This is a genomic window from Amycolatopsis sp. Poz14, from assembly GCF_006704225.1.
Classification (GTDB): Bacteria; Actinomycetota; Actinomycetes; order Mycobacteriales; family Pseudonocardiaceae; genus Amycolatopsis; species Amycolatopsis nivea.
This window is the reverse complement of the sequence record NZ_JACLHD010000001.1, coordinates 6928113-6954881: the sequence shown is the minus strand read 5'-3', so window position 1 is coordinate 6954881 and position 26769 is coordinate 6928113. Positions and strand designations below refer to the sequence as shown.

The window sequence follows — 26769 nt, the reverse complement described above, 5'->3', positions numbered from 1 at the left end:
CGCATGAAGCCCGCCGCGTTCGCCTACCATCGGGCGCACGACGTCGCCGACGCCGTCGGCCTGCTTTCCGACCTCGCCGGGCAAGGGCGGGAGCCGAAAGCGATCGCGGGCGGGCAGAGCCTGATGCCGATGATGAGCTTCCGCCTGGCCCGCCCGAGCGACCTGGTCGACCTCGGGCGGCTGCGGGACCTGCCGGGGATGACCGACATCGTCCACGCGGGTTCGACGCTCCGCATCGGCGCGATGACGACGCACCGTCAGGTCGAGGTGGCCCAGCTCAGCCCGGGGTTCGCGGTGCTGGCGGAGGCGATGCGGTACGTCGGGCACCTGCCGATCCGGTCGCGCGGCACGGTCGGCGGGAGCCTCGTGCACGGCGACGCCACCGCGGAGTGGTGCATGCTCGCGCTGCTGCTGGACGCGGTGATCGTCGCCGAAGGACCGAACGGCCGCCGCGAAATCCCGGCCGGGGAGATGTTCTACGGCTTCTACGCGACCGCGGTGGAGGCGGACGAGGTCGTCACCGAGGTCCGGTTCACCCGGGTGGCTCCGAAGGCCGCTTTGACCGAGTTTTCCCGCCGTGCCGGGGATTTCGCGACGGTCGCGGCGGCGGTGACCCTCGAACCTCGCCAGGACGGTTCCTTGGCAGGCGGAAGGGTGGTGCTCGGCGGGGTCGCGCCCGCGCCGTTGCGGGTTCCGGAAGCCGAGGCGGTGCTGGCTGGCGGCGAACCTGGGCCGGAGTTGTTCGCTGAGTGCGGCCGGGCGGCGGCGGAGGCGATCGATCCGCGGAGCGACGCGCAAGGCAGTGCGGATTACCGGCGGGCGCTGACGAGGACGTTGGTGGCGCGGAGTTTGGGGCAGGCATGGGAGAGGGGAAACCGGTGAGGGCATCCGAAGAACCCCGCTTCGACGGCCGGGGCGGCAAGTGGATCGGCGCGTCCGTGCGCCGTCGCGAGGATCCGCGGCTGGTCACCGGCCGGGGGCGGTTCGTGGACGACATTCATCTTCACGGAATGTTGCACGCCGGATTCGTGCGCGCGACCGTCGCGCACGGCAAGATCACCGAACTCGACCTCGGCGCCACCCGCGAGGTGGACGGTGTCGTAGCCGCGTACTCGGCGGAAGACCTCCAGCTCGGCGACATGGTCGCGCTGCTGGATCGTCCGCCCGAGGAGTTCACCCCGACCACGATGCCGATCCTCGCGCGCGGCAAGGTGCGGTTCGTCGGCGAGCCGATCGCGCTGGTCGTCGCGAAGGATCCGTACGCGGTCGAGGACGGCATCGAGGCCGCGCAGGTGAGTTACGAGGTCCTCGACGCCGTCGTTTCCGAGGAGACCGCGCTCGCCGAGGACGCGCCGCTGGTGCACGAGGACGCGCCGAGCAACGTGCTGCTCGACGTCACGGCGTTCGACACCCCGGGCGTCGACGAAGCGCTCGCGGACGGGTGCGTGATCGAGCTTGTCACCCGCAGCGGCCGGCAGAACGCGTTGCCGCTGGAGACGCGCGGCGCGGTGGCGTCCTGGGACGACCGCGACGAGCAGCTTCTCGTCCAGACCTGCAGTCAGGTGCCGCACCAGGTCCGGACCGTGCTGGCGCGTTCGCTGCGGATTCCGGAGCGTTCGGTGCGCGTCGTGGTCCCGGACATGGGCGGCGGCTTCGGGCAGAAATGCGTTGTGGGGCGTGAGGAAATCGCTGTCGCTGCGGCGGCGAAGCGCTTGCGGCGTCCAGTCAAGTGGATCGAGGACCGCAGCGAAGCGCTCGCTTCCGGGTTCCTCGCCCGCGAACAGCGATACCGCACGCGTGCGGCGTTCACTCCGGACGGCGAGTTGACCGCACTGGAATCCGACATCGTGTGCGACATGGGCGCGTACTCGTGTTATCCGTTCACCGTCGGCATCGAACCGTTGATGGCGGCGGCGGAAATGCCGTCGGTGTACCGAGTCCCGGCTTACCGGGTGCGGGCGAGGGCGATCACCAGCAACAAGGCGCCGACCGCGCCGTACCGCGGGGTCAGCCGTCCGCAGTACGTCATGGTGATGGAGCGGATCATGGACCTGGCCGCGCGCAAGCTCGGTCTCGACCCGGTGGAAATCCGCCGCCGCAACGTGATCACCGAGTTCCCGTACACCGGCATCAACAAGGTGACCTACGACCCCGGCAGCTACCTCGAATCGCTGGAGCTGGGCGAGAAGATCCTCCGCGACGAGGGCTGGTACGACCTGCGCGAGAAGAATCCGCACATCGGCATCGGCTACAGCTGCTTTTCCGAGCGCACCGGCTACGGCTCCGAGGCGTTCGCGAAGCGGAAGATGACCGTCGTGCCCGGGTTCGACGTGAGTGAGATCCGGATGGACCTCACTGGTTCGGTCGTCGTCACGAGCGGCACGATCAACCACGGGCAGTCCCACGAAACGACGTTCGCGCAGATCGTCGCGGAACGGCTCGGCGTCGACCTCGCCAAGGTCAAGCTGCGGCAAGGCGACACCGAACGGATTTCCTACGGCTGGGGCACTTTCGCGTCCCGGTCGGTGACGATCGGCGGTTCGGCGGTGGCGACGGCGGCGACCCGGCTGGGCGAGCAGCTCTGCCTCATCGCGGCGCACCTGATGGACACCCGTGTCGAGAACGTCGGCCTCGACGGCGACGGGGGAGTCATCCAGCTCGACGACCCCGGCCAGCGGCTTTCGTTCGAGGAGATCGCCGACGTCGCGTACCTGCGCAGCCACCTGCTGCCCAAGGAAGCCGAGCCGACGCTCACCGCCACCGCGGCGTTCGACGTCCCCGGCGACGGCACGTTCTCGAACGCGACCCACGCGGTGGTGGTCGAGGCCGACCCGGGCACCGGACAGGTGAAAATCCTCCGTTACGCCTGTGTCGAGGACTGCGGCGTGGTGATCAACCCGAAGGTGGTCGACGGCCAGGCGCGCGGCGGGATCGCGCAAGGCATCGCCGGCGCGCTGTTCGAGGAGGTCACCTACGCCGAGAACGGCGAACCGTCGGCGGCGAGCTTCATCGACTACCTCGTCCCGACCGCCGCGGAGATCCCCGACATCACCGTCGACCACCTCGAAACCCCGTGCGCCTTCACCGAAAGCGGCGCGAAGGGGGCCGGGGAGGGCGGCACGATCGGCGCGCCAGCCGCCGTGCTGAACGCGGTCAACGACCTTCTCTGGCACACCGGGGTCCAGCTGGAGCAGACCCCGGTCCACCCCGAGGCCGTCCTCGCCGCGCTCGCCGCGGCCGACCGGGAGAAAGCGGGTACCGGCGCATGACCGACAAACAGCTGATCGTCCTGACCGTCAACGGCGAGGAGCACGAACTGCTCGTCGAACCGCGGTGGACGCTGCTCGACGTGCTCCGGCACGACGTGGGCCTCACCGGCACGCACGTCGGCTGCGAGCACGGCGTGTGCGGGGCGTGCACGATCCTGGTCGACGGCGAACCGGTGCGCGCCTGCCTGATGTACGCCGTGCAGGCGGAAGGCTGCGCGATCCGGACCGTCGAGGACCTCGGCACCCCGGAGGAGCCGAACGATCTGCAGCAGGCGTTTTCGGAGCACCACGGTCTGCAGTGCGGCTTCTGCACGCCGGGTTTCCTCATGCTCGCCGAAGGATTCCTCGCCCAGGAACCGTCGCCGACGCGCGAGGAGATCCGGGAGACTGTGTCGTCGAACCTGTGCCGCTGCACCGGATACCAGACCATTGTGGACGCGATCGAGGCGACCGCCGCGCGGCGGTGCGCCGGATCCGGCAGGAAAGAGGACGCGGTCCGATGATTCTCGAGAACACCCTTGACCTTCCCGGCGATCCGGACACGGTGTTCGCGCTGCTCAACGACGTCGAGCGGGTCGCGGGCTGCCTGCCCGGCGCGGTGCTGGAGGGCCGGGACGGCGAGTCGTATCTCGGCAAGGTCAAGTTCAAGGTCGGCCCGGTCAGCGCCGCGTACGCGGGCAAGGTGCGATTCACCGAGATCGCCGAGGGCGAGCGTCGGCTGAGGCTGTCGGCCCGGGGCGCGGACAGCCATGGCAACGGCGACGCCGAAGCGGACGTCACGCTGACCCTGGTGCCCGGTCCGAAGGGTTCGGCGCTGAACCTGCATACGGATCTGGTGGTGCGGGGCAAGATCGCGCAGTTCGGCAAGGGCGCGATCAGCACGGTGTCAAACCGGATCCTGCAGCAGTTCGCGCAGAATCTCGGTGCGCTGCTGGAGAACGGCGGCACCGCACCGGCTCCGGCGGCACCAGCGGCCGCCACCGCGCCGGCCTCGGATTCGCTCGACGGACTGGCGATGCTGTTGCCGCCCAACGCGAAGCGCTATCTCCCGATCGTCGCGGCGGGCGCGCTCGGGCTGTTCCAGGGCTGGCTGCTCGGCCGGGTTCGGGCGCAGCACAAACTGATCAAGGAGCTGCTGCGTGAACGCGCCTGAGAACGGACTGCACGGCACCGAGACCGACCAGACCTACGCCCGCGCGGGGTTCGGAGCCGCGGTGCCGCGAGGAACCGCGCCGGTGCTGGTCGTGGTCGACCTGACTCGCGGCTTCACCGAACCGGAATTCCCTTCCGGCGCAGACCTTTCCGTCGAAGTCGAAGCCGCTGACGCACTGGTCCGGGCCGCCCACCAGAGCGGAGCGCCGGTCGTCTACACCGCGATCAGCTACACCCCCGCGGAGGCCGACGGCGACGCGATCGCGTGGCTGCGCAAGGCTCCCGGCATGCGGAGCCTGCGCGACGGAAGCGCCGAGGTCGCGCTCGATCCCCGGCTGGAACGGCACGACACCGACCACCTGATCGTCAAGAAGGGCGCGTCCGCGTTCCACGGAACGAGCCTCGCCGCGCTGCTCACCGGCCTTGGTGCGGACACCGTGCTCGTCTGCGGCGCGACGACCTCGGGGTGCGTCCGGGCCACCGCGGTCGACGCGGTCCAATCCGGCTTCAACACCCTCGTCGTCCGCGAAGCTTGCGGCGACCGCGCGCGGGGACCGCACGACGCCGCTCTCTTCGACCTGCAAGCCAAATACGCCGACGTGATCGGCCTGGGCGAGGGCGTCGAGCTGCTCGCCAAGGCCCGCTAGGAGTTCCCGCATGTCTTCTGTTTCCGACCGGGTGCTGACCCAGCCCGCGCTCGCCGACCTGGCGGACGTCCCGGCGGCCAGCGTCTGGGTGCGGTCCGGTTCCGTCCGGCTGCACGTCCTCGACTACGGCCCGGCCGACGGCGTCCCGCTCGTGGTGCTTCCCGGGATCACCAGCCCGGCGATCACCATGGACTTCGTCGCGCGCGAGCTGACCGACCTCGTCCGTCCGCTGGTGCTCGACGTCCGCGGCCGCGGCCTGTCCGACGACGGGTCGAGCTATGCCCTCGACGCGTACGCCGCCGACGTCGAAGCGGTCGTCGACCAGCTGAACCTGTCCGCGCCGCTGCTGTTCGGCCACTCGATGGGCGCGCGGATCGCGGCCAAAGCCGCGCTGTCCGGCGGGATCGCGGGCACCGTCCTCGCCGACCCGCCGATGAGCGGTCCCGGCCGGCCGTACCCGACCTCGCTGGCGGTCTTCGAGTCCCAATTGGACCAAGCGCAGCGGGGGACCAGCGCGGACGAGGTCGCCGCCTCGTGGCCGCGCTGGCCGCGCCGGGAACAGGAACTGCGCGCCCGCTGGCTCGCGTCGTGCTCTCGGGCGGCCATCGCGGCGACGCACGCGGGTTTCGAATCCGAGGAATTCCTTCCGCTGTGGGAAAATCTTCCGGGACCCGCCGTGCTGCTGTACGGCGCGGACAGCCCGGTGGTGACCGCAGCGGACGTCGCGGTGCTGGAGAAATCGAAGCATCCGCTCGCCGGCGTCGAAAACGCCGGGCACATGATCTTCTGGGACGAACCGCGGCCCGCCCTGCAGGCGCTGCGCTCGGCGCTGAAAGACCTGCTCGCCCGCTGACCCCGGCGTGTTTTTCGTACTCGGATAATCCGTATTCGGACAATCAAGGAGGTCGCCATGGACCAGAACCTGTTCAACGACATCTGCTTGCGCCAGCTGACTTTTTCCGGCGTGCACGAGGGCGAGACGGTCGTCGTGCTGACCCGCGGCGCCGAGCGCGCCGAGTACGCGGACGCCTTCCTCTGGGCGGCCCAGCAGCTCGGCGCGGCGACCTATCACATGCGGCTGCCGTCGCCGGCGAACGCGTCCGGCGCGTGGGCGGTCGGGCAGTCCGGTCTCGACCAGCTGCCGCTCGCGGTGGACGCGCTGAAGGCCGCGGACATGGTCGTGGACTGCACGTTCCTGCTGTTCAGCGAGGAGCAGTTCGCGATCCAGGCCGCCGGGACCCGGATCCTCACCGCGGTCGAGCCGCCGGAGCTGCTCGCCCGGCTGATGCCGACGAAGGAACTGCGCGAGCGCGTCGAGATCGGCGCGGAACTGCTGGCCAAGGCCAAGACCATGCGGATCACCAGCCCGCACGGCACGGACGTCACCTACCAGCTGGGCGTGTACCCGACGATGAGCGAGTACGGCTACACCGACCAGCCCGGCCGCTGGGACCACTGGCCCGCGGCGTTCGTCTTCACCGGCGGTTCCGACGACGGCGTGGACGGCAAGATCGTGCTCGCGCCCGGCGACGTGCTGCTGCCGTTCAACACCTACGTGCAGACGCCGGTCGAGCTGACCATCGAAAAGGGCTTCATCCAGGACATCCGCGGCGGCGCGGGCTCGTCCGGCCTCGACGCCGACCTGCTGCGCAGCTACATCGAGTCCTTCCACGACCCGCGCGGCTACGGCATGTCGCACGTCGGCTGGGGCCTCGACGAGCGGGCGCACTGGCACGGCCTGACCCAGTTCCCCGGCGGCATGGGCATGGAGCTGCGCAGCTTCTACGGCAACGTGATGTTCTCGATCGGCCCGAACAACGAACTCGGCGGCCCGAACGACACGGCGTGCCACTTCGACATCCCGATGCGCGGCAACAGCCTGTACCTCGACGACGAGCTGATCGTCGACGCGGGCGAGCTGACCGTGAAGGACATGCGCCCGGCGGCGAAGCGATGACCGACCACCACATCGGGATGATCGTCCCGAGCTCCAACCTGACCATGGAAACCGAGCTGCCGCGGATGCTGCGCGCCCGCGAGGAGCGGTACCCGGAGGACCGGTTTGTCTTCCACTCCGCCCGCGCGCGGATGCAGCACGTGACGCCGGAGCAGTTGCGCGCGATGAACGCCCAAGCGGAGCGCGCGGCGACTGAACTGGCCGACGCGCGACCGGACGTCGTCGCGACTGCCTGCCTGGTCGCGATCATGGCGCAGGGGCCGGGTTATCACTGCACCGCTGAGGATTCGATCGCCTCGGCGTTGCGCGCGGAAGGTTCGGACGCGCCGGTGGTCTCGTCGGCGGGCGCGCTGTTGTCCGGGATCGCCGCGTTGGCGGCGAAGCGGGTCGCGATCGTGACGCCGTACCTGAAGCCGCTGACGCAGGCTGTTGTCGAGTACCTGGAGGACGCGGGCGTCGAGGTGGTCGACTCGCTCTCGCTGGAGGTGCCGGACAACCTGGCGGTGGCGCGGCTGGACCCGGCGGATCTGCTGGCGCACTACCGGAAACTGGACCTGTCCCGGGCGGACGCGCTGGTGCTGTCGGCGTGCGTGCAGATGCCTTCGCTGCCGTCGATCCAGCCGGTCCAGGACGCGGTGGGGATCCCGGTGCTGTCGGCGGCCACGGCCACGACGTTCCGGATCCTCAGCGAACTGGGGGTGCGGCCGGAGGTGCCGGGGGCGGGGCATTTGCTGAGCGGGAAGGTGGCGGCGGCGCGGGCCGCTTAGCGCGGCTGGCTCGGCAGTCCGCGACGGGGACCCCTGAGGGAATTTGATTCCTTCAGGGGTCCCTCGCGTACCGCCCGGTCGGCGGGGCAGTTCGGCTTCGGGTGGTTGCCGTGCGGCGCAACGGGTAACCGGTGGGTTCCCGACACCCGAGGAGGCAGCATGGCCGCACCCACCCGAACCGACCTGATCACCGTGATCACCGACGACCACCGCGACGTCGAGCGGGTGTTCGCCGAGCTCGAGAGCGAACCCGAGGCGGGGAACCGGAACGACGTGGTCGACCACGTGATCGCCGAGCTGGTCCGGCATTCGGTCGCCGAAGAGCAGCTCATGTACCCGGCCGCGCGCAAGCACCTCGACAACGGCGACGAGATCGCCGACCACGAGATCGAGGAGCACGCCGAGGCCGAGAAGGTGATGAAGCGGCTCGAGCGCAAGAATCCCGGCGAACCGGAGTACGAGGAGCTGCTCGGCAAGCTCATCGCCGACGTCCGCCACCACATCAAGGACGAGGAGAACGACCTGCTCCCGCGGCTGCGCGACGCGTGTTCCGCCGAGGAGCTGGACCGGCTGGGCGAGCGGGTGCTGGCGGCGAAGAAGATCGCGCCGACCAGGCCGCATCCGCACGCGCCGAGCAAGCCGCCGGCGAACCTGGTACTCGCGCCGGGAGCGGCGTTCGTCGACAAGATCCGCGACGCGCTGACGGGACGGAAGAGCTGAACCATGACTGACGACGTGTTCGTGCTCGGTCTTGACGAGGAGAACGAGCGCATCCTGAAAAGACTCCCGTCCGCGGCCGGGTTGCGGTTCCGCCCGTTGCTCAGCCCGGACGAGCTGCAGCACGGCGAGATCGACTTCCCGGACCTGATGAAGAAGGCCCGCCAGCAGCTGGACGACTTCGACGGCGAACCCGCCGCGATCGTGACCTATTGGGACTTCCCGGCCGCCACCATGGCGCCGCTGCTGTGCGAGGAACGCGGCCTCCCGCACGTGCCGCTGTCCGCGGTGCTCAAGTGCGAGCACAAGTACTGGAGCAGGCTCGAACAGCGGAAGGTGATCGACGAGCTGCCGCCGTTCGGCATCGTCGACCTGGACGACGAGCCGCGGCCGCCGTCCGGGGTGGACTTCCCGATGTGGCTGAAGCCGGTCAAGGGGTTCTCGTCGGAACTGGCGTTTCACGTGCGGGACATGCAGGGCTTCGCGGAAGCCGTCGAGGAACTGCGGGAGGGTGTCGGACGGGTCGGGGACCCGTTCGAGGACGTGTTGCGCCAGGTCGATCTCCCGCCGGAAATCGCCGAGGTCGGCGGGGCCGCGTGCCTGGCCGAATCCGAACTGCACGGGGTGCAGGCGGCGGTCGAGGGGTACGTCTGGAAGGGCGAGGTGCGTCTCTACGCCGCGCTGGATTCGGTCGATTTCCCTGGCCGGTCTTCGTTTTTGCGACATCAGTACCCGTCGCAGCTGCCGGACGAGACCGTCCGGCGGATGTTCGACATCGCCGAGCGCGTGATGCGCCAGGTCGGTTTCGAGAACGGCACGTTCAGCATCGAGTTCTTCTGCGACCGGCAGTCCGGCCAGGTGTGCCTGCTGGAGATCAACCCGCGGCACTCGCAGTCGCACGCGGAGCTGTTCGAGCTGGTCGACGGCGTGGCCAACCACGAAATCATGCTCCGGCTGGGACTCGGCCAGGACCCGCAGTTCCCGCGCGGCCGCGGACAGTACCACATCGCCGGGCGCTGCTACCTGCGCCGCTTCGACGGCGACGCGGTCGTCACGCGGATCCCGACGCAGGACGAGATCGCCGCCCTGTGTCAGGAACTCGGCGGCACGACGATCTCGATCACGCCGGAGGAAGGCCAGCGGCTGTCGGAACTGCCGGAGCAGGACAGCTACTCCTTCGAGCTGGCGGAACTGATCATCGGCGCGGACACCGAGGACGAACTCGAGGCGAAGTACGCGAAGTGCGAGGAACGGCTGCGCTTCGAGTTCGAGGACTGAACAGGAGGGCAGCGGGTGGACGGGGACGTCGAGACGCTGTATGAGGGCTCGCTGTGGAAGAACCGCGTGGTGGGGCACGTGCGGGCGGCGAACACGTCGAAGTCCCGCGCGGAAGCGGTGAAGACGGGGCGGCATATGGCGAAGGCTCGGCGGTCTGTCCACATTGTCCGGGCGGAGGACGGGACGGTGGCAAGCCGCGACGACTACCGGACGAGTCGTCGCGGCGTGCCGCTGCCGCCGGAGTGAGCCTCGCGGCAGGGCGCCGGTGGGCAGGCGGAACGGGTCGAGTCCGGCGAGGTCCGCGCGGGCCGGTGCTGCCGCCGGAGAGACCCTACCGACGGAGGATGCGCTCGATGTGGTTCCGCGCCTGGCGGCCTTCGGGAATCTGCTGCATGAGCCAGTTGTGGAACATGCCGGGGTATTCGGCATAGTCGACGTCGATCCCGGCGTCGCGGGCGCGGGAAGCGAAGCGGCGGGCGTCCGGGAGGAGGACGTCGCGGGTGCCGATGAACAGGCTGAACGGGCCGAGTCCGGTCAGGTCCGCGTACAGCGGGCTGATCCGCGGATCGTGCCGGTCGGTGCCTTCGGCGTACATCTCGCCCGCCTCGCGCAGGCCGGTGATGCCGAGCATCGGGTCGTGTTCGTCCAGGACGACCGAAATCGGGTCTTCCAGGGTCACGTCCAGCCACGGCGAGATCAGGATCGTCTGTTTCGGCTGCGGGCGGCCCTCCTCCCGGAGCCGCTGCGCGACCGCCAGTGCGAGCGCGGCGCCGGCGGAATCCCCGGACAGGACGGTGTTTTCCGCCGGCTCCGCACCGAGTGTCTGCTCGAACGCGGCCTGCACCATGGGAATCGTCTCGGCGTTGCTGTGCCGCGGGACGAGCGGGTAGATCGGCAGCGTGACCGTGCAGCCGAGCCGGCGCACCAGGTCGGCGGCGAATTCCCAGTGGTGCGATTCGATTTCCTCGACGTAACCGCCGCCGTGCAGGTGGAAGACATGCAGCCCGGCCTTCGCGCGCGGCCGCACGGTCCAGCACGCGAAGCCGTGCACCTCGCGGTGTTCGAGGTCGTAGTGCTTGCGCAGCTTCCTCGGCGGCCGGGCTTGCGACGGCCGCTGGTGGCGGTGCAGGCGCTGGTGCAGCACGCGGGCGTTGTCGTAAAAGGCTTTCTGCCGCGTCGCGCGCAGGTACGCCTGATACAGCTGGGCTTTCATGCTGATCATGCGCACCGGGTACCCGTTTTCCCGCCGCGGGCAACCCCGTTTCGGGCGCGCCGTGCCGGGTACCCGGCAGGCATGATCACGCGCGCTCTTCCCTCGCTGCCGTACGAGATCATGGAGGACGAGGACGTCCGGATCCCGGTTTCGGACGGCACCCGGCTGGCGGCGCGGATCTGGCGGCCCGCCGGATCGGAATCGCTGCCTGTGCCGGGGATCGTCGAGTACATCCCGTACCGCAAGCGAGACCTGACCTCCGTCCGCGACTCGATCCACCACCCCTACCTGGCCGGGCACGGCTACGCGTGCGTGCGCGTCGACCTGCGCGGCTCCGGGGAATCCGAGGGCGTGCTCGCGGACGAGTACCTGGAACAGGAACAACAGGACGCCGAGGACGTGCTCGCCTGGCTCGCCGACCGGCCGTGGTGCGACGGGCGCACCGGCATGATGGGCATTTCCTGGGGCGGGTTCGCCGCGCTGCAGGTCGCGGCGCGGAAACCGCCGAGCCTCGGCGCGATCGTCATCTCCTCGTTCACCGACGACCGGTTCGCCGACGACATGCACTACATGGGCGGCTGCCTGCTGTCGGACAACATCGCCGAGTCCGGGACGATGTTCGGCGAGGCGACGATGCCGCCCGACCCGGCGCTGGTGGGCGACCGCTGGCGCGACATGTGGCGGGAACGGCTGGAAAACTGCAGCCTGTGGGCCGAACAATGGCTGCGGCATCAGCGTCGCGACAGCTACTGGCGGCACGCTTCGGTTTCCGAGGACTACTCCGGGGTGCAGTGCCCGGTGCTCGCGTCCAGCGGCTGGGCCGACGGCTACTCCAACGCGGTCACCCGGCTGCTGTCGCATCTCGACGTGCCGTGCCGCGGGCTGATCGGGCCGTGGTCGCACAAGTACCCGCACCTCGGCGAGCCCGGCCCCGCGATCGGCTACCTGCAGGAAGTCGTGCGCTGGTGGGACCACTGGCTCAAGGACGTCGACAACGGGGTCATGGACGGCCCGGTCCTGCGCACGTGGATGCAGGAGAGCGTGCCGCCGTCGACGTCCTATGAGGACCGTCCCGGACGCTGGGTCGGGGAGGCGGAATGGCCTTCGCCGCACGTCCGGCCGACGGAGTACGCCCTCGCGCCGCACCGGCTCGCCCGGCCTGGCGAGTCGGTGGCCGAGGAGTCGCTGAGTGTCGCGTCGCCGTTGTCGGTGGGGCAGTTCGCCGGGAAATGGGCGTCGTACAGCGCGCCGCCGGACCTGCCGTACGACCAGCGCGAGGAGGACGGCGGTTCGCTCGTGTTCGACACGGATGTGCTCGCCGAGCAGTGCGAAATCCTTGGTGCGCCTCGGGTGCGGCTGCGAGTCTCAGCGGACCAGCCGGTGGCGATGGTGGCCGCGCGGCTGTCGGACGTCGCTCCGGACGGCCGGGCGACGCGGGTGACCTACGGCCTGTTGAACCTCACGCACCGGGACGGCCACGAGGAACCGGAACCGCTTGCGCCGGGCGAAGAGTACACAGTGGACTTTGAACTGAACGGGGTGGCGCAAGCGTTTCCGGCCGGGCACCGGATCCGGCTCGCACTGTCCACTTCGTACTGGCCGCTCGCGTGGCCGCCGCCGAAACCGGTGACGCTCGCCGTGCGGACCGGGGCGAGCGCGCTGACCCTGCCGGTGCGGCCGACCGGCGAACCGGACGAGGTCGCCCCGGACGAGTTCGGCGAGCCGGAAGGGACGCCGCCGCTGCCGACGACGCAGGTGAGCCGTCCGGAGCAGAAATGGACGGTGTCGCGGGACCTGGTCGACTACCACTCCGCGCTGGACGTGGTGAAGAACTCCGGCACGATCCGGTACGACGACATCGATCTGGAGATCACCCGTGATGTGCATGAGTGTTACTCGTGGGTGGCGGACGATTTCTGTTCTCCGGTGGCGGAGACGTCGTGGACGGTGACGTTCGAGCGGGGGGAGTGGCTGGTGCGGACCGAGACGTATACGCGGGTGAGCTGCACGCCGGAGGAGTTCGTGATCGACGCGCAGCTGGACGGGTACGAGGGGGATCGGCGTTTGGTGTCGCGGAATTGGCATCGGCGAGTGCCGCGGGATCTGCTGTGAGCGGCTAGTCGACGAGCTGTTCGGACACCGCCCGGTTGCCGAGCGCGATGGTTTCCTTCGGGGTCCCGTCGGAGATCTTGCGCAGCACCGCGGCGGCTGTCTTGAACAGCGGCTGCTTCGACACCGGATCCCAGGCCGTGATGGTCAGTTCGTTGGCCGCGCGGACGCCGTCCGCGCCGGTCGGGTCGGCGGTGTCCCAGTAGCCGTAGTGGAAGGGCAGGAACAGCACTCCGTCGCGGATCCCGCACGGGCGCGCCTTGGCGTGGACGCGGCCGCGCGGGGTTCGGATCTCGAGCAGGTCGCCCTCGGTGATTCCGGCGCGTTCGGCGTCCTGGCACGACAGTTCGGCCCAGACTTCCGGGGCGGCGGTTTCCAGCTGCGGTGCGCGGCCGGTCTTCGTGCGCGTGTGGAAGTGGTACAGCGTCCGCCCGGTGATCAGCACGAACGGGTAGTCGGTGCTCGGCGGTTCCTCCGGTACCAGGTACTCGGCGGGTTTGAGCATGGCTTTCCCGTCCGGGTTGTACTCCTGGTATTCCTCCGGGCTGACTGGCTCGCCGGTGTGCAGGTCTTTGCCGTATTCCTCGCAGTAGTCGGGATCTGCGAAGAATTTGCCGTCCGCGTAAAGGCGTTCGGTGCCGTCCGGATGGGCTTCGTCGACCGGCCACTGGACGCCGCTGACCACGCGGAGCTTCTCATAGGACAGTCCACTGTAGTCACAGGGTCGCCCGGCGGACGCCTTTTGCCAAGCCGCGTAGGCAGATTCCGAGTCGTGCCAGGGCGGGAAGGCCGCGCCGTCGCGGTCGCGCAGGTTCATCCGGCGGGCGTAGTCGAGGAAGATGTCGAGGTCTGGGCGTGCTTGTCCGGGCGGGTTGACTGCTTTTTCGGACAGATGCACGGTGCGGTCGGCGTTCGTGAAGGTCCCGGTTTTCTCGCCCCATATCGCCGCGGGCAGCACCACGTCGGCGAATTCCGTGGTTTCCGTGCGGAACGCGTCCTGCACGACGAGGAAAAGGCTGTCCTGGCCGAGGATCTTCCGGACCCGCGCGAGTTCGGGCAGCGACACCGCGGGGTTGGTCGCGGAGATCCACCAGAAGCGCAGGTCGCCGCTCTCGGCGAGGTCGAGCATCTTCATCAGGTGGGTCGGCGGGCCGTCGTGCGGGATCTGCTCCATCGGCACGTTCCACAGGTCGGCCAGCTGAGCGACGTGCGCGTCGTTGTTCCAGTTCCGGAACCCGGTGAGATCGCCGTTGGCGCCGCATTCGCGGGTGTTCTCCGCGCTCGGCTGGCCGTTCATCTGCAAGACGCCGCAGCCTGGTTTGCCCAGCATTCCGCGCAGCAGCACCAGGTTGTTCACCTGCACCGCGGCAGCGGTCGCCTGGTTCGATTGGTAAAACCCTTGCAGCACAGTGCACAGCAACCGGTCAGTCGTCCCGACCAGTCTCGCCGCGGAACGGATTTCATCAGCAGGCACCCCGCAGATCGACGCGGCGCGCTCGGGCGGATAGTCGCGGACGACCTTGAGGAGATCGTCGTAACCGACGGTGTGCTTGTCGATCCACGCCTCGTCGCACCAGCCGTGCAGGATGACCTCGTGCAGGATTCCGTTCATCAGCGCGACATTCGTCCCGGGCAGCGGAGCCAGATGCAGCTCGGCGGCTTCCGCGACCGGCGTCTGCCGCGGGTCGACGCACAGCAGCCGCGGTGGTCGCGGACCGGCGAGCCGGTCGAGGATGCGGGACCACAGCACCGGTTGCGTCGCGGCGACGTTGTGTCCGAACAGGGCGATGACATCGGCGTGGTCGATGTCGGTGTAGGAGGACGGCTGGCCATCGCAGCCGAAGCTTTCCTTCAGCGATTCACCCGCGGTCGCGGTGCACAACCGGGTGTTGCCGTCGAGGTGGTTCGTGCCGAGTGCGCCGCGGGCGATCGCGGCCAGCGTGTAGTACTCCTCGGCGAAAAGCTGTCCGCTGGTGTAGAAGCCGAGCGAGGTGGGGCCTTCGGTGTCGAGCAGTGCGCGGCTGCGCTGGACGATCCGGTCCATCGCTTCGTCCCACGTGGATTCGCGGAGCACCCCGTTGTCGCGCACCAGCGGAGTAAGCAGCCGGTCCGGTGCGTTGTTGGCCTGCCAGCCGAAGAGGTCCTTGGGGTCGAGCCGGCCGTGGTTGACGCGATCGTCGGCCCGGCCGCGGACGCCGGCGATCCGGCCGTCCTTGACCGCGATGTCGAGACCGTCGCCGTTGGAATGCAGGACCGCGGCGGTGCGGACCCAGCGGTCGACGTCCCCCGGCTCGAGCCCGTCGGCGAGATGGCAGTCGACCCGCACCGGCCAGTCCTCGCCCGGACCGTACGGCGTGCGCGTGCCCCATGGTTCGGCGATTCCGTCCCGCACCCTGTCTCCCTCTCTCGCCCGACCCGCGCGGGTACCCCGGAAGGCGGCGGCCAAACCCCCGGGTTTCGCGCGCGTCCCCTCGGGTACGCGACCGGGAGGAGGCGCTGATGACTGAACGGATGCTCGTAGTCCTGGACGAAGCCGCGAAGGCCGAGGTCCCGCCCGGCTGGGGGCAGGCGGCACCGGACCACCGGATCGTGCCCTGTCCTCCCGGCCGGGCTTCCGTGCTGCTCAGAGAGGCCGCTGGCGCCAAACCGCTGGCCGATGTGCTGGCGGGCGGCCAGCTAGTGCCGGTCGCGTTGCGGCTGGCGGACCGGTACCCGGAGGCGGTGCGGTCGGTCCTGCTCGTCGGGCCGGACCCGGAGGGCGACGGCCGCGAGTCCCGCGAGTGGTTCGCCGCGCACGGCACGCACGTCGCCTCGGCCCGCGAGGCCGGGGTCGAGGTCGAGGTGCTCCCGCGCGGCCCGGCCGGCGCTCCGCTCACCGAACCGCGGGTGGCCGCGGCGGTGACGGCGACGCTGGACCGGCTCCCCGCGGTGCGCCGCCCGGACTGGTGACCTGTGGGTGCCCGGCGACGCGCCGAGCCAGGCCTCGCGCAGCAACGACGGACGGCTGGTTCAAGACCGTGCTGGAGGCGGCATGACTGACGAACGTCACCGGGAACCGGAACAAGAGGCGGCGAACCCGCGCCGCACCGAAGTCGACGAGGAGCAGGTGCCCCGCCGGCCGGAGCCGGAGAGCCCGCTGGAGGACGAGGAAGGCCGCTCGAAGCGCGGCCACCCCCAGCTGGGCGACAATTTCCGCGGCGAGAGCTGACCGGGGTACCCCGCGCATCCCCTCGTTTAACGTCGAATCCGCGCGGATAAGCCAGGGCGCATGAGGATCTTGCTCTGGCACGTCCACGGGTCGTGGACCGACGCGTTCGTCCGCGGGCGGCACGAGTACTTCGTCCCCGCGAGCCCCGAGGGCGCGCCGTGGGGGCTGGGTCTGGCGGGGCGGGAGTGGCCGGGGGTGACCGAGGTTCCGGTCGACCGGCTCGCGGACGCCCGGCCGGACGTGGTCGTGCTCCAGCGGCCGGAGGAAGCCGCGTTCGTCCGGCCGCAGCTGGGCTCGCGGACGCCGATGGTGTACGTCGAGCACAACGCGCCGCGGCACGGCGCGGCGGTGTCCCGGCATCCGATGGCGGGTCAGGACGAGGTGCCGATCGTGCACGTCACCTCGTACAACGCGCTCATGTGGGACAACGGGATCGCGCCGGTGGTCGTCATCCCGCACGGCATCCCGGACCCGGGCGAGCGCTACACCGGCGAGCTGCCCGCGGGCGCGGCGATGATCAACGAACCGCGCCGCCGCGCCCGGGTGACCGGGGCCGATCTGCTGCCCGCGTTCCGCGAAATCGCGCCGGTGAACGTGTTCGGCATGGGCACCGACGGGCTGCCCGGCGGACAGGGCGACGTGCGTCCGCCGCGGCTGCACGACGAGCTCGCCCGGCACCGCGTGTATCTGCACACCGCGCGCTGGACGTCGCTCGGCCTGTCGCTGCTGGAAGCGATGCATCTGGGCATGCCGATCGTCGCGGTCGCCTCCACCGAAGCCCCTTCTGCCGTGCCCCCGGACGCCGGGGTGTGCTCCGCCGACATCGAGGTGCTCGCGCGGAGGTTCCGCGAACTCGTGCACGAACCCGATTTTGCCGTGCTGGCCGGGAAAGCGGCCCGCGAGCACGCGCTGGCGCACTTCGGTCTCGACGCGTTCCTGGCGCGCTGGGACCGCCTGCTCACCGAAACCGCCCCCGCTGCGGAAGGAGTCTGATGAGGATCTCGATGGTGTCCGAACACGCCAGTCCGCTCGCCGCGCTGGGGGAGGCGGACGCGGGCGGGCAGAACGTCCACGTGGCGGGCCTTTCCGCGGCACTCGTGCGCGGCGGTCACGAGGTGACGGTCTACACGCGACGCGACGACCCGGACGCGCCCGCCGCGGTGGAGACCCCGGCCGGTTACCGCGTGGTGCACGTTCCGGCCGGTCCCGCGCGCCGGTTGCCGAAAGACGAACTTTTGCCGCACATGGGGGAATTCGGCAGCTGGCTGCGCGACCGGTGGACAGAGGAGCCGCCGGACGTGGCGCACGCGCACTTCTGGATGTCCGGCGTGGCCACGGTGCTCGCCGCGCGCGAGGCCAAAGTGCCGACGGTCCAGACGTTTCACGCGCTGGGCGTGGTGAAGCGGCGGCACCAGGGCGACGCCGACACGAGCCCGCCGGACCGGATGCGGCTGGAGCGGATGGTCGGCAAGCAAGTGGACCGGATCGTCGCGACTTGCTCGGACGAGGTGTTCGAGCTGGCGCGGCAAGGGGTGCCGCGGCAGCGGATCTCGGTGGTGCCGTGCGGGGTCGACCTGGACCGGTTCGGGGTCGGCGGCCCGGTGGTGCCGCGGACCGCGCCGAAGCGGCTGGTCTCGGTCGGGAGGCTGGTGCCGCGCAAGGGGTTCGACCTGGCGATCGCTGCGTTGCCGCGGGTGCCGGAGACCGAGCTGGTGATCGCGGGCGGGCCGGCGTCCGGGGCGCTTGCCCGCGACCCGGAGGCGCGGCGGCTGCGGCGGCTGGCGGAGCGGCTCGGGGTGGCTGACCGGGTGCAGCTGGCAGGTCAGGTGAGCCGCGCTGAGATGCCAGCCCTGCTGCGTTCGGCGGACGCGGTGCTGTGCACGCCTTGGTACGAGCCGTTCGGGATCGTCCCGCTGGAAGCGATGGCGTGCGGGGTGCCGGTCGTCGCCGCCGCGGTCGGCGGTCTGACGGACACGGTGGTGGACGGGATCACCGGACGCTTGGTGCCACCGCGCGACCCGGCCCGGCTGGCGGCCCGGTTGCGGGCGTTGCTGGACGAGCCCGCGGAACTGGAGGCGCTGGGCACCGCGGGACAGGAGCGGGTCCGGGCGCGGTATTCGTGGGACCGGATCGCCGCGGAAACCGTGCGCGCGTACGAAAAAGCCATGCCGGTCGGCGAGTCCGACTGGGCCGCCGTGCGTTAACCACTGTCCGTGAAGGGCTCCTTGAGGGAATCAGATTCCCTCAAGGAGCCCTTCACGGACGGTTAACCGGTGTATCGGCGCGCGGCCGAGTTGCGTTGTGGCGCTTCCAGCAAGCGCAAACCGTGCTCGACTTCGGCCGGGACCACGGCGCGCTCGCGGAGCACCCAGGGGAGGCCGCGCAGGCACTCCGCCACCGCGGCGACCGTCGTCCGGTCCCGGGGCGCGGAAGCCAGCACCGCGGCTCCCCGGCGGAACACCGAACGCCACGGGCGGCGCAACATCAACGTCCACAAGGTGTTCCGGATCCCCAGCCCCCGCCGCCGGCGCGGATCGCGCAGCTTCGACGGGGCGTGGTGGATCACGACGTCCTCCCGCCAGCACATCCGCCAGCCGAGCGCGGCGAGGTCGAGCGCGAGCAGTTCCTCCTCCCCGCCGAGCCACATCCGCGGCGAGAAGCCGCCGACGTCGCGGAAGGCGCGCACCCGGAACATCGTCAGCCCGGCCATCACCCCGAGCAGCGCCGGACCGGGCAGCCACTCCGGGCCGGGCACCGGCGAAAACCGCAGTTCCGGCGTGATCGGGTCCTCCCGCAGGTCCGGTTCGACCAGGCAGCGCCCGGTCACCGAGCCGAGCCCGGGATGCGCGTCCAGCACCTCGGCGGCGCGGGCGAGCGAGCCGGGCTGCCAGGTGGTGTCGTCGTCGCAGAACGCCACGTACGGCGTCGTCACCTCGCGGACGGCGATGTTGCGGCCGACCGCGCCGAGATTCCGGTCGAGCTTGATCAGCCGCAGTTCGGGGAAGTCGCGGGCGACGAGGTCTGTGGTGCCGTCGGTCGAGGCGTTGTCCACGACCAGGATCGGCGGCCGCTCCGGGAGCGTGACCAGGTGCTGGAGGGTTTCGCGCAGTTGTTCGCGGCGGTTGTGGGTGATCACGACGACGGACGTGCGGTTCATGGTCATCCTTCCGCCAGCCGGGCTTGGTGTTCGACGGCAGCTGGGTTCCGCAGACCTGGGCCGGTCGTCGTTGCCAGTCGACGAGCAGCTGGTTGCGGGCCTTGGCACGCTGCCACCAGCCCAGCGACGCCCGAACGGCGCTCCCGGACCACAGCTGGCGGCGCCCCTAAGCCCGTTCGCGGCTGCCGCTGAGCGCGACGACCAAGGCGACGAGTGCGGTCAGGCCGTGCAGCCAGTTGTCCGCCCAGTTGAGATTCACCGGGTCGTCGCGTGCGGTGCTGAACGCCGTCGCCAATATCCCGTACGCGGTGAGCCCGGTGAACGCCACGAACAGCACCCAGCAGTATGCGACGGCTCCGGAAAGCTTGCGTGCGGCCAAAATCCCGAGCAAACCGAGTACAGTGTGGACGATGTTCAGCACCGTGCTGGAACTGAACAGCCAGACGACACGCGTGGTGTCGTGCCCGGCGTGCGCGGTTTCCGGCACGAAGAACCCGGCGATGCCGAGGACCAGGTAGACCAGCCCGAGCACGGCGACGACCGGCCGCGCCCAGGAACGGGTGGTGACCGTCGGCATGGGGGCTCCTTTCCGCGGCCGGTCGCGCCCGGTCACTCCTCGCGGAGCGACTTCGCGACGGAACCGCCTGCCTCGTCCGCCTGTTCGGCCGGATCCGGATCCGCACGGCGCTGCGGGAGGTCCTCGTCCGGGGCCGCGGCCCTGGCCGCTTCCGCACGGGCGAGCGTCTCGTCGTCGGGCGGGTTCGGCACCGGCTGGACGTCCGGGCGTTCCTCGGCGAGCCGGTTCCCGAGCGGTTCGCCTTCGCGCGCCTCGGCGGGCGTCGTGGCCTGCCGGGTCGCCGGGCTCCAGCGCTCCGGCGGTTCGACCCCGGCCTCCAACGGGTCGACCCGCAGTTCGTCCTCGTCGAGGGACTCGGACTGGTCGAGCGTTTCGGGCTCGGCCGGATCGCTGTCGGGCATCATGCTCCCTCCTCGCTGCGGCGCTTTCCGTCCGGGTACCCGCGCGGGACGGGGCAAAACGGCGTCAGGCGGCGGCGAGATCGCGGATCGCGGTCTGTGCTTTCTGGATTTCCTGCCCGACCAGGAGCGCGGTGAAGCGGGCGACCGAGATGCTGTGCGCCGCCGAGGCGACCGCGTCGCAGGCTTCCTGCGCGTCGTCCGAATGGTGCCGCACGCGCCCGGCGAGCAATGATTCCTCGAGCTGGCCGCCCAGGTCGGGGAGGAGTTCGGAGAGGTCGTCGGCGAGCAGGCTCAGCAGGCCGAGCGTGCGGTAGAGCTCCGCGGGGGATTCGTAGCCGCCGGCACCGGCTTCGCGACGGAGCCGGCGCAGCGCGGTCTGCGCCTGCTCGGCCGGTGCGGGAGACGTCGCTGAATGGTCCATGGACCGCTGGTACCCGGTGGTCGCGCCGCTAACCGGACGATTGCGGGCGGCTGCCCCGGGTATCCGGGAACGATGAACGAGATCGTCGAACTGATCCGGAGGCGGGCCTGCCTCGCGGAGTCCCGCGACGCCGAACGGGCCGCGCACGCCGTGCTGAGGACGCTGTCCGAGCGGATCTCGCCGGAAGCGGCGGCGAGCCTGGCGGTGCAACTGCCGCCCGGACTGGCCGACGACCTGCGCCCGGGCGGCGGCTCCGGGGAACGCTACGAACTGGAGGACTTCGTCGGACGGATCGCGCGCCGGGCGGACCTGACGGATCCGGAGGCCGTGCACCGGGCTGGCGTGGTGCTGGATGTGCTGGGCCGCGAAACGGTGCAGGTGGCGGACGAGGTCTGGGACGTGCTGCCCGAACCGTTGCGGCACCTGGTCGGCGCTCAGGCCCAATCCAGGAACTTAGGCGGCCTCAGTCCCGCTCACCGTCCACAAGAGACGCCACCGCCGCCGAAATGCCCGATTCATTCTCATCTGCCCTCACGGCCCGGCATTGGCGCTCAGGCCGCCTGAGCGCTTCAGGCGTTCCGCATCCGAGGCCGGTGCGGCTGGGCGTCACCGCCGGGGATGTCGCGGTCCACGTGGTCGGCGTGGTGCAGCGCCTGCGCCAGCAGCCCTCGCACGTGCTCGTCCGCGGCGGAGTAGTACACGAACGTTCCCTCGCGGCGGCCCTTCACCAGCCCCGCGAGCCGCAGCTTGGCCAGATGCTGGCTGACCGCGGTCGGCGCGGCCCCGGCCAGTTCTGCGAGGCAGGCCACCGACGATTCCCCCTGCAGCAGCGCCCACAGCACCTTGATCCGCGTCGGGTCGGAGAGCAGGCGGAAGCTTTCCGCGGCCAGGTGGACCTGCTCGTCGGAGGGCATGTCGAAGTCCGGCAGGGAGGAGTGCATGCCCCGATGCTACCGTTCCTTCTCGGTTATCTGCGCATCTGCGCAGGTATGCTGACAGTGGGCCGGGGCGTTCGCCCGGTCGTGGGACATTGCGGAGCATCCGGGAGCGGGCGATGGCAGAGCTGGGACACGGTTCCGAGACCGCGGCGGGCGGCGGCCACGCGCACGAGCCGGAATCCCGTCAGGACAGCCCTGGTCGCGAGCATGGGCACGACCCCGCGCATGGCCATGGCGTTTCCTGCCCTGGTCACGAGCCCGCGCACGGCCATGGCGACGGTCACGGTCACGAGTCCGCGCACGGCCACGGGCACGGCCACTCGCCTGCGCACGGCCACGGCCACGGGCATGGTCATCACGAGCCCGCGACCTGGCGGCACCGCGTCAAACACCTCCTCACCCCGCACAGCCACGACAGCGCCGACCGCCTCGACACTGCCCTCGAAACCAGCCAGCGCGGCATCCGGGCGCTGATCTGGTCGTTCGCCGCCCTGTTCGGCACCGCCGTCATCCAGCTGGCCCTGGTCGCGGTCACCGGTTCGGTAGCCCTCCTCGGCGACACCATCCACAACTTCGCCGACGCCCTCACCGCCCTGCCGCTGGGCATCGCCTTCGCTCTGGGCCGCCGCGCCGCGACCCGCCGCTACACCTACGGCCTCGGCCGCGCCGAAGACCTCGCCGGAGTCGTCGTGGTGCTGATCATCGCCGGATCCGCCGCGCTGGCCGCCTACGAAGCGATCGACCGGCTGCTGCATCCGCATCCCGTGCAGCAGCTCTGGGTGCTCGCCGCCGCCGGAGTGGTGGGCTTCGCCGGGAACGAGCTCGTCGCCCGGTACCGCATCACCGTCGGCCGCGAAATCGGCTCCGCCGCCTTGGTCGCAGACGGCCTCCACGCCCGCACCGACGGCTTCACCTCGCTGGCGGTGGTGCTGGGTGCGGTCGGCGTCGCCCTCGGTTTCCCGGCGGCCGACCCGGTGATCGGGTTGCTGATCACCGTCGCGATCCTGTTCGTCCTGCGCGACGCGGCCAAGGAGGTCTTCCGGCGGCTGATGGACGCCGTCGACCCGGCGACCGTCGAACTGGCCGAAGAGACAGCCGCGGCGGTGCCCGGAGTGGAGGGCGTGCGGGAGGTCCGGATGCGCTGGATCGGCCACAGCCTGCGCGCCGAACTCGCCGTCCAGGTCGGCAACACCCTCACCGTCGAGCAGGCGCACGAACTAGCGCACAGCCTGGAACACCGGCTGATCGCCGCGGTGCCCCGCCTGACCGCCGCGGCGGTGCACGTCGAACCGGCGATCGGGGCGGAGTCCGTGCACCTCGGTTGATCGCGCATCGACCGATCGGCTGATCCGCCGCTCCGCCCGGACCGGCCGGAAAGTCTGGCCGCGCAGTCGATTCGCCGCACCGGTGCCACCCGGCACGGTGGACGCATGGCAATCATCGAGGTGGAAAGCCTCGTCAAGCGGTACGGCGGGCAGACCGTGGTCGACGGCGTCAGTTTCGCCGTCGAACCGGGCGAGATTTTCGGCATTCTCGGCCCGAACGGGGCAGGCAAGACCACGACCGTCGAGTGCGTCGAAGGGCTGCGCAGGCCGGACGGCGGGACGATCCGGGTCTGCGGCCTCGACCCGCAGCGCGACGACGCCGAACTGCGCCAGGTCCTCGGCGGGCAGCTCCAGGAAAGCGAACTGCCGGACAAACTGAAGGTCGGCGAGGCGCTCCAGCTCTACAGTTCGTTCTACCGCGACCCGGCCGACTGGCGGGAACTCGCCGGAATCCTCACCCTCGAGAGCAAACTCGGCACCCAGTTCCGCCGCTTGTCCGGCGGCCAGAAACAACGGCTGTCGATCGCGCTCGCGCTGCTCGGCAATCCGAAGGTCGCGGTGCTGGACGAACTCACCACCGGCCTCGATCCGCAGGCCCGCCGCGACGTCTGGGGCCTGGTCGAACGCATCCGCGCGCGCGGCGTGACGATCCTGCTGGTCACGCACTTCATGGAGGAAGCGGAGCGGCTGTGCGACCGGCTGGCGGTCATCGACGCTGGTCAGGTCGTCGCGGTCGACAGTCCAGCCGGGCTGGTGGCACGCGTCGACGACCAGCAGCGGCTCCGGTTTCGCGCCGCCGCACCGTTCGACGACGCGGTGCTGACGGGACTGCCGGAAGTCACTGCCGTCGAGCGCGCCGGCAGCCAGATCGTCGTCACCGGACGGGGAAACCTGCTGCTCGCGGTGACGTCCGCGCTGGCCCGCCACCAGATCGCCGGCCTGCGCATGGACCAGACCACGCTGGACGACGCGTTCGTCGCGCTCACCGGCCGTTCCATCGAATCCTGAGGAGATCCCGGTGCCCGCCTTGCCCCGGCTCGCCGCCACCGAAACGAAACTGTTCTTCCGCGAGCCGATCGTCGTGTTCTTCGCGCTCGCGTTCTCGCCGGTCCTGTTCGGCGTTCTCGGCCTGGTCCCGGCGTTGCGCGACCCCGGACCGGACGGAGTCCGGATGATCAGCCGGTACCTGCCGATCGTCGTCGCGATGGGGGTCGCGCTGTTCTCGCTCAGCGGCCTGTCCCAGCTGTTCGCCTCCTATCGCGAGAAAGGCGTGCTGCGACGGATGCGGCTTACCCCGGTGAAACCGACTGTCCTGCTCGGTGCGCAACTGCTGATGGCTGTGGTGCTGTCGGCGGCGTCCACGCTGGTCATCCTCTTAACCGGATGGCTGGCCTTCGGTATCGACCTCCCTCGGCAACTGCCCGGGTACCTGCTCAGTTTCGCCCTGTTGGCACTGGCGCTGTTCGCGATCGGATTGCTGGTCGCGGCGCTCGCCCGGTCCGCGAAAAGCGCCAGCGCGGTCGGTTCCCTGGTGTTCTTCCCGCTCGTGTTCTTCGCCGGACTCTGGCTGCCGCGCGCCGACATGAACGACGTGCTGCGGACGATCAGCGACCTGACGCCGCTCGGCGCGGGCGTACAAGCGTTGCAGGACACGGCTTCCGGGAATCTGCCGCAGCTGCTGCACCTCGGTGTCATGCTAGGGTGGCTTGTCGTGGCCGGGGGCTTGGCCGCGCGCTATTTCCGCTGGGAGTGACTGGTGGGCATCGAGGGGGAGCTGCGCGAAGAGTTCGACCGCTGGGAACGCGCACAGACGGCGACCTTCAGCGTGCTGCCGTACGTCCTTCTCGCGGTGAGCGTGAGCATTACGTTTCTACAGTTGCCCGCGGATCTTCCGGTCGTACTGGGTCTTTCCGCCGCTGCCGCCCTGTGGCTGCTGTGGTTTCACACTCTCCATCCGCCCGCATTGCGAGCGGGATATTACGCGGGCCTGCTGGCGATCACGGCGGGCTTGGCAGCTCTCGCGCCGTGGTACGGCCTGTTCGCCTTTGTCGGCTACCCGCAAGCATTCCAGTACCTGACCGGACGCTGGCGATACGCCGGCGCCGCGGCCACCGCGGTGGTCTCGGCAATGGCCTTCCTGGGCGGAATCGCCAAGATCGATGCGGAAAACCTCTGGTGGGTGTGGCTCGGCGTCAGCGTGCTTTCGATCGCACTGGCGGGAGCGGTGTTTTATTTCGTGGACATGGCCTACCAGCGGAACGAATTGCAGAAACAGGCGCTCGCGGAACTGCACGAGGTCAATCGGAAATTGGAAGCCGCCTTGGCCGAGAACGCCGGACTGCACGCGCGATTGCTGGTCCGGGCTCGCGAGGCCGGAGTCCTGGACGAACGGCAGCGGATGGCGCGGGAAATCCACGACACCCTCGCCCAGGGCCTGGCCGGAATCCTGACCCAGCTGCAAGCCGCCGAGCAAACCGCGGCCGAACCGGAAGCGCTGGGCCGCCACGTGGCGAACGCGAGGAACCTGGCCCGGGAAAGCCTGGTCGAGGCGCGCCGGACGGTGCACTCCGTCGAACCGTCGGTGCTCGCCGAAGCCCGGCTCCCGGAGGCGATCGGCGAGGTGACCAGGAACTGGTCGGCGGCCAACAGCGTCGACGCCGTGCTCACCACCACCGGTGACGCCCGCCCCATGCACACCGACGTCGAAGTGGCTTTGCTGCGGACCGCGCAGGAAGCGCTGTCGAACGTCGCGAAACACGCGCGAGCGAAGCGGGTCGGCCTGACCTTGTCGTACATGCCGGACCTGGTAACCCTCGACGTCCGCGACGACGGCGTCGGCTTCGAGCCGAATTCCAAGCGCGCCAACGGTTCCACGAACGGCGGCTTCGGACTGTCCGGAATGCGGCAGCGGGTGCAACGCCTCGCGGGACGCCTGGACATCGAATCGGAACCCGGCCGCGGCACGGCGATCTCGGCGACCGTGCCCGCCATTCCGGCCGGAGGTGTGCGGTGATTTCATTGCTGATCGTCGACGATCACCCGGTGGTGCGCGACGGCCTGCGCGGCATGTTCGGCGCCGACCCGCGGTTCGAGGTAGTCGGCGAGGCCGCGGACGGAGCCACCGCGATCACGGCCGGCGAGCAGCTTCGCCCGGACGTGATCCTCATGGACCTGCGCATGCCGGGAACCGACGGCGTCACCGCGATCAAGGAACTGGCGAAACGCGGTGTCCCCGCACGAATCCTGGTGCTGACGACGTACGACACCGACAGCGACGTCCTCCCGGCGATCGAAGCGGGAGCCACCGGGTATCTGCTGAAGGAAGCACCCCGGGAGGAGCTCTTCCGCGCGGTCGAAGCCGCGGCGCAAGGCCAAGCGGTGCTCTCTCCGACGGTCGCGACGCGCCTGATGGGGCAGCTGCGGCAACCGGCGGCGGATCTGTTGTCGGAACGCGAAATCGAGGTCCTGCAGTTGATCGCGAAGGGTGCGTCGAACCGCCGGGCGGCCGAGCAGTTGTTCATCAGCCAGGCGACGGTGAAGACGCACCTGCTGCACGTCTACGCGAAACTCGGCGTGAACGATCGTGCGGCGGCGGTGGCTGCAGGGTTCGCGCAGGGGTATTTGACGTTGTAG

The 26769-nt window shown here is 70.1% G+C and carries 29 protein-coding genes; 22 read left to right on the top strand and 7 right to left on the bottom strand.

Annotated elements, in window-relative coordinates; all coding sequences use genetic code 11:
* Positions 1-3: 3 nt before the first annotated feature.
* From FKO37_RS32270 to FKO37_RS32220, 11 genes are all read left to right on the top strand, one after another.
* Complete coding sequence (locus FKO37_RS32270; RefSeq protein WP_238606977.1) at positions 4-882, top strand: xanthine dehydrogenase family protein subunit M; 879 nt, start codon at positions 4-6, stop codon at positions 880-882.
* Positions 879-3269 carry a xanthine dehydrogenase family protein molybdopterin-binding subunit gene (locus FKO37_RS32265; RefSeq protein WP_238606976.1) on the top strand — a complete coding sequence of 797 codons (2391 nt, stop codon included), beginning with the start codon at positions 879-881 and terminating at the stop codon, positions 3267-3269. Before FKO37_RS32270 ends, FKO37_RS32265 begins: the two co-directional genes overlap by 4 nt.
* Positions 3266-3772, top strand: coding sequence for a (2Fe-2S)-binding protein (locus FKO37_RS32260; protein WP_037813174.1), 507 nt, complete (start codon positions 3266-3268; stop codon positions 3770-3772). Before FKO37_RS32265 ends, FKO37_RS32260 begins: the two co-directional genes overlap by 4 nt.
* Positions 3769-4422 (top strand): SRPBCC family protein, encoded by a 654-nt coding sequence (locus FKO37_RS32255; protein ID WP_238606975.1) that lies wholly within the window; start codon positions 3769-3771, stop codon positions 4420-4422. Before FKO37_RS32260 ends, FKO37_RS32255 begins: the two co-directional genes overlap by 4 nt.
* On the top strand, positions 4409-5068 hold the full coding sequence (locus tag FKO37_RS32250) for an isochorismatase family protein (protein ID WP_238606974.1): 660 nt from the start codon (positions 4409-4411) through the stop codon (positions 5066-5068). Before FKO37_RS32255 ends, FKO37_RS32250 begins: the two co-directional genes overlap by 14 nt.
* A gap of 10 nt (positions 5069-5078) precedes the next feature.
* Positions 5079-5921 (top strand): alpha/beta fold hydrolase, encoded by an 843-nt coding sequence (locus FKO37_RS32245; RefSeq protein ID WP_238606973.1) that lies wholly within the window; start codon positions 5079-5081, stop codon positions 5919-5921.
* Between the two features lie 57 nt (positions 5922-5978).
* Complete coding sequence (locus FKO37_RS32240) at positions 5979-7025, top strand: leucyl aminopeptidase (protein ID WP_037813170.1); 1047 nt, start codon at positions 5979-5981, stop codon at positions 7023-7025.
* Positions 7022-7792, top strand: a complete 771-nt coding sequence (locus tag FKO37_RS32235) for an Asp/Glu racemase (RefSeq protein WP_304512209.1) — start codon at positions 7022-7024, stop codon at positions 7790-7792. The genes FKO37_RS32240 and FKO37_RS32235 overlap by 4 nt, the downstream gene beginning before the upstream one ends.
* A 159-nt stretch (positions 7793-7951) precedes the next feature.
* Positions 7952-8512: a hemerythrin domain-containing protein gene (locus tag FKO37_RS32230; protein WP_238606972.1), complete on the top strand. Its 561-nt coding sequence runs from the start codon at positions 7952-7954 to the stop codon at positions 8510-8512.
* Positions 8513-8515: 3 nt separating this feature from the next.
* A complete protein-coding gene (locus FKO37_RS32225; RefSeq protein WP_238606971.1) occupies positions 8516-9787 on the top strand; it encodes an acetyl-CoA carboxylase biotin carboxylase subunit family protein in 1272 nt (423 codons plus the stop codon).
* A gap of 15 nt (positions 9788-9802) precedes the next feature.
* On the top strand, positions 9803-10033 hold the full coding sequence (locus FKO37_RS32220) for a DUF2188 domain-containing protein (RefSeq protein WP_037813164.1): 231 nt from the start codon (positions 9803-9805) through the stop codon (positions 10031-10033).
* An 85-nt stretch (positions 10034-10118) separates the two neighbouring features.
* Here the strand turns inward: FKO37_RS32220 and FKO37_RS32215 are convergent, their stop codons facing one another.
* Positions 10119-11009, bottom strand: coding sequence for an alpha/beta hydrolase fold domain-containing protein (locus FKO37_RS32215; protein WP_134731091.1), 891 nt, complete (start codon positions 11007-11009; stop codon positions 10119-10121).
* A gap of 72 nt (positions 11010-11081) precedes the next feature.
* On the opposite strand from FKO37_RS32215, the gene FKO37_RS32210 reads away from it, so the two are divergent.
* Positions 11082-13112, top strand: coding sequence for a CocE/NonD family hydrolase (locus FKO37_RS32210; RefSeq protein WP_238606970.1), 2031 nt, complete (start codon positions 11082-11084; stop codon positions 13110-13112).
* Positions 13113-13116: 4 nt separating this feature from the next.
* Here the strand turns inward: FKO37_RS32210 and FKO37_RS32205 are convergent, their stop codons facing one another.
* Positions 13117-15501 carry a molybdopterin oxidoreductase family protein gene (locus FKO37_RS32205; protein WP_238606969.1) on the bottom strand — a complete coding sequence of 795 codons (2385 nt, stop codon included), beginning with the start codon at positions 15499-15501 and terminating at the stop codon, positions 13117-13119.
* A 107-nt stretch (positions 15502-15608) separates the two neighbouring features.
* Here FKO37_RS32205 and FKO37_RS32200 point away from each other — a divergent pair, with 107 nt between their 5' ends.
* From FKO37_RS32200 to FKO37_RS32185, 4 genes are all read left to right on the top strand, one after another.
* Positions 15609-16058, top strand: coding sequence for a hypothetical protein (locus FKO37_RS32200; protein WP_134662339.1), 450 nt, complete (start codon positions 15609-15611; stop codon positions 16056-16058).
* A gap of 82 nt (positions 16059-16140) precedes the next feature.
* Positions 16141-16317: a hypothetical protein gene (locus tag FKO37_RS32195; RefSeq protein WP_158714487.1), complete on the top strand. Its 177-nt coding sequence runs from the start codon at positions 16141-16143 to the stop codon at positions 16315-16317.
* A 60-nt stretch (positions 16318-16377) separates the two neighbouring features.
* On the top strand, positions 16378-17310 hold the full coding sequence (locus tag FKO37_RS32190; RefSeq protein WP_238606968.1) for a glycosyltransferase: 933 nt from the start codon (positions 16378-16380) through the stop codon (positions 17308-17310).
* A complete protein-coding gene (locus tag FKO37_RS32185; RefSeq protein ID WP_238606967.1) occupies positions 17310-18521 on the top strand; it encodes a glycosyltransferase in 1212 nt (403 codons plus the stop codon). Before FKO37_RS32190 ends, FKO37_RS32185 begins: the two co-directional genes overlap by 1 nt.
* Positions 18522-18583: 62 nt before the next feature.
* Here the strand turns inward: FKO37_RS32185 and FKO37_RS32180 are convergent, their stop codons facing one another.
* The 4 genes from FKO37_RS32180 to FKO37_RS32165 form a co-directional block, all read right to left on the bottom strand.
* The gene (locus FKO37_RS32180; RefSeq protein WP_238606966.1) at positions 18584-19474 is read right to left on the bottom strand and encodes a glycosyltransferase family 2 protein; all 891 of its coding nucleotides are present in this window, start codon (positions 19472-19474) and stop codon (positions 18584-18586) included.
* Between the two features lie 166 nt (positions 19475-19640).
* Positions 19641-20051, bottom strand: coding sequence for a DUF4383 domain-containing protein (locus tag FKO37_RS32175; RefSeq protein ID WP_238606965.1), 411 nt, complete (start codon positions 20049-20051; stop codon positions 19641-19643).
* A 32-nt stretch (positions 20052-20083) separates the two neighbouring features.
* Entirely contained in the window at positions 20084-20452 is a 369-nt protein-coding gene (locus FKO37_RS32170) for a hypothetical protein (RefSeq protein ID WP_037813468.1), read from the bottom strand.
* 64 nt (positions 20453-20516) lie between these two features.
* Positions 20517-20873 carry a hypothetical protein gene (locus FKO37_RS32165; protein ID WP_037813113.1) on the bottom strand — a complete coding sequence of 119 codons (357 nt, stop codon included), beginning with the start codon at positions 20871-20873 and terminating at the stop codon, positions 20517-20519.
* 72 nt (positions 20874-20945) lie between these two features.
* Here FKO37_RS32165 and FKO37_RS32160 point away from each other — a divergent pair, with 72 nt between their 5' ends.
* Positions 20946-21437: a DUF2267 domain-containing protein gene (locus FKO37_RS32160; protein ID WP_238606964.1), complete on the top strand. Its 492-nt coding sequence runs from the start codon at positions 20946-20948 to the stop codon at positions 21435-21437.
* Between the two features lie 5 nt (positions 21438-21442).
* Here the strand turns inward: FKO37_RS32160 and FKO37_RS32155 are convergent, their stop codons facing one another.
* Positions 21443-21814, bottom strand: a complete 372-nt coding sequence (locus tag FKO37_RS32155) for a metalloregulator ArsR/SmtB family transcription factor (protein ID WP_067584194.1) — start codon at positions 21812-21814, stop codon at positions 21443-21445.
* 113 nt (positions 21815-21927) lie between these two features.
* Between FKO37_RS32155 and FKO37_RS32150 the strand changes: the two genes are divergently transcribed.
* The 5 genes from FKO37_RS32150 (at position 21928) to FKO37_RS32130 (ending at position 26769) form a co-directional block, all read left to right on the top strand.
* Positions 21928-23136, top strand: coding sequence for a cation diffusion facilitator family transporter (locus FKO37_RS32150; protein WP_238606963.1), 1209 nt, complete (start codon positions 21928-21930; stop codon positions 23134-23136).
* Positions 23137-23241: 105 nt separating this feature from the next.
* Complete coding sequence (locus FKO37_RS32145; protein WP_238606962.1) at positions 23242-24144, top strand: ABC transporter ATP-binding protein; 903 nt, start codon at positions 23242-23244, stop codon at positions 24142-24144.
* Positions 24145-24154: 10 nt separating this feature from the next.
* Positions 24155-24889, top strand: coding sequence for an ABC transporter permease (locus FKO37_RS32140; protein ID WP_238606961.1), 735 nt, complete (start codon positions 24155-24157; stop codon positions 24887-24889).
* Between the two features lie 3 nt (positions 24890-24892).
* On the top strand, positions 24893-26149 hold the full coding sequence (locus tag FKO37_RS32135; RefSeq protein WP_238606960.1) for a sensor histidine kinase: 1257 nt from the start codon (positions 24893-24895) through the stop codon (positions 26147-26149).
* Positions 26146-26769, top strand: a complete 624-nt coding sequence (locus FKO37_RS32130; protein ID WP_037813102.1) for a response regulator transcription factor — start codon at positions 26146-26148, stop codon at positions 26767-26769. Before FKO37_RS32135 ends, FKO37_RS32130 begins: the two co-directional genes overlap by 4 nt.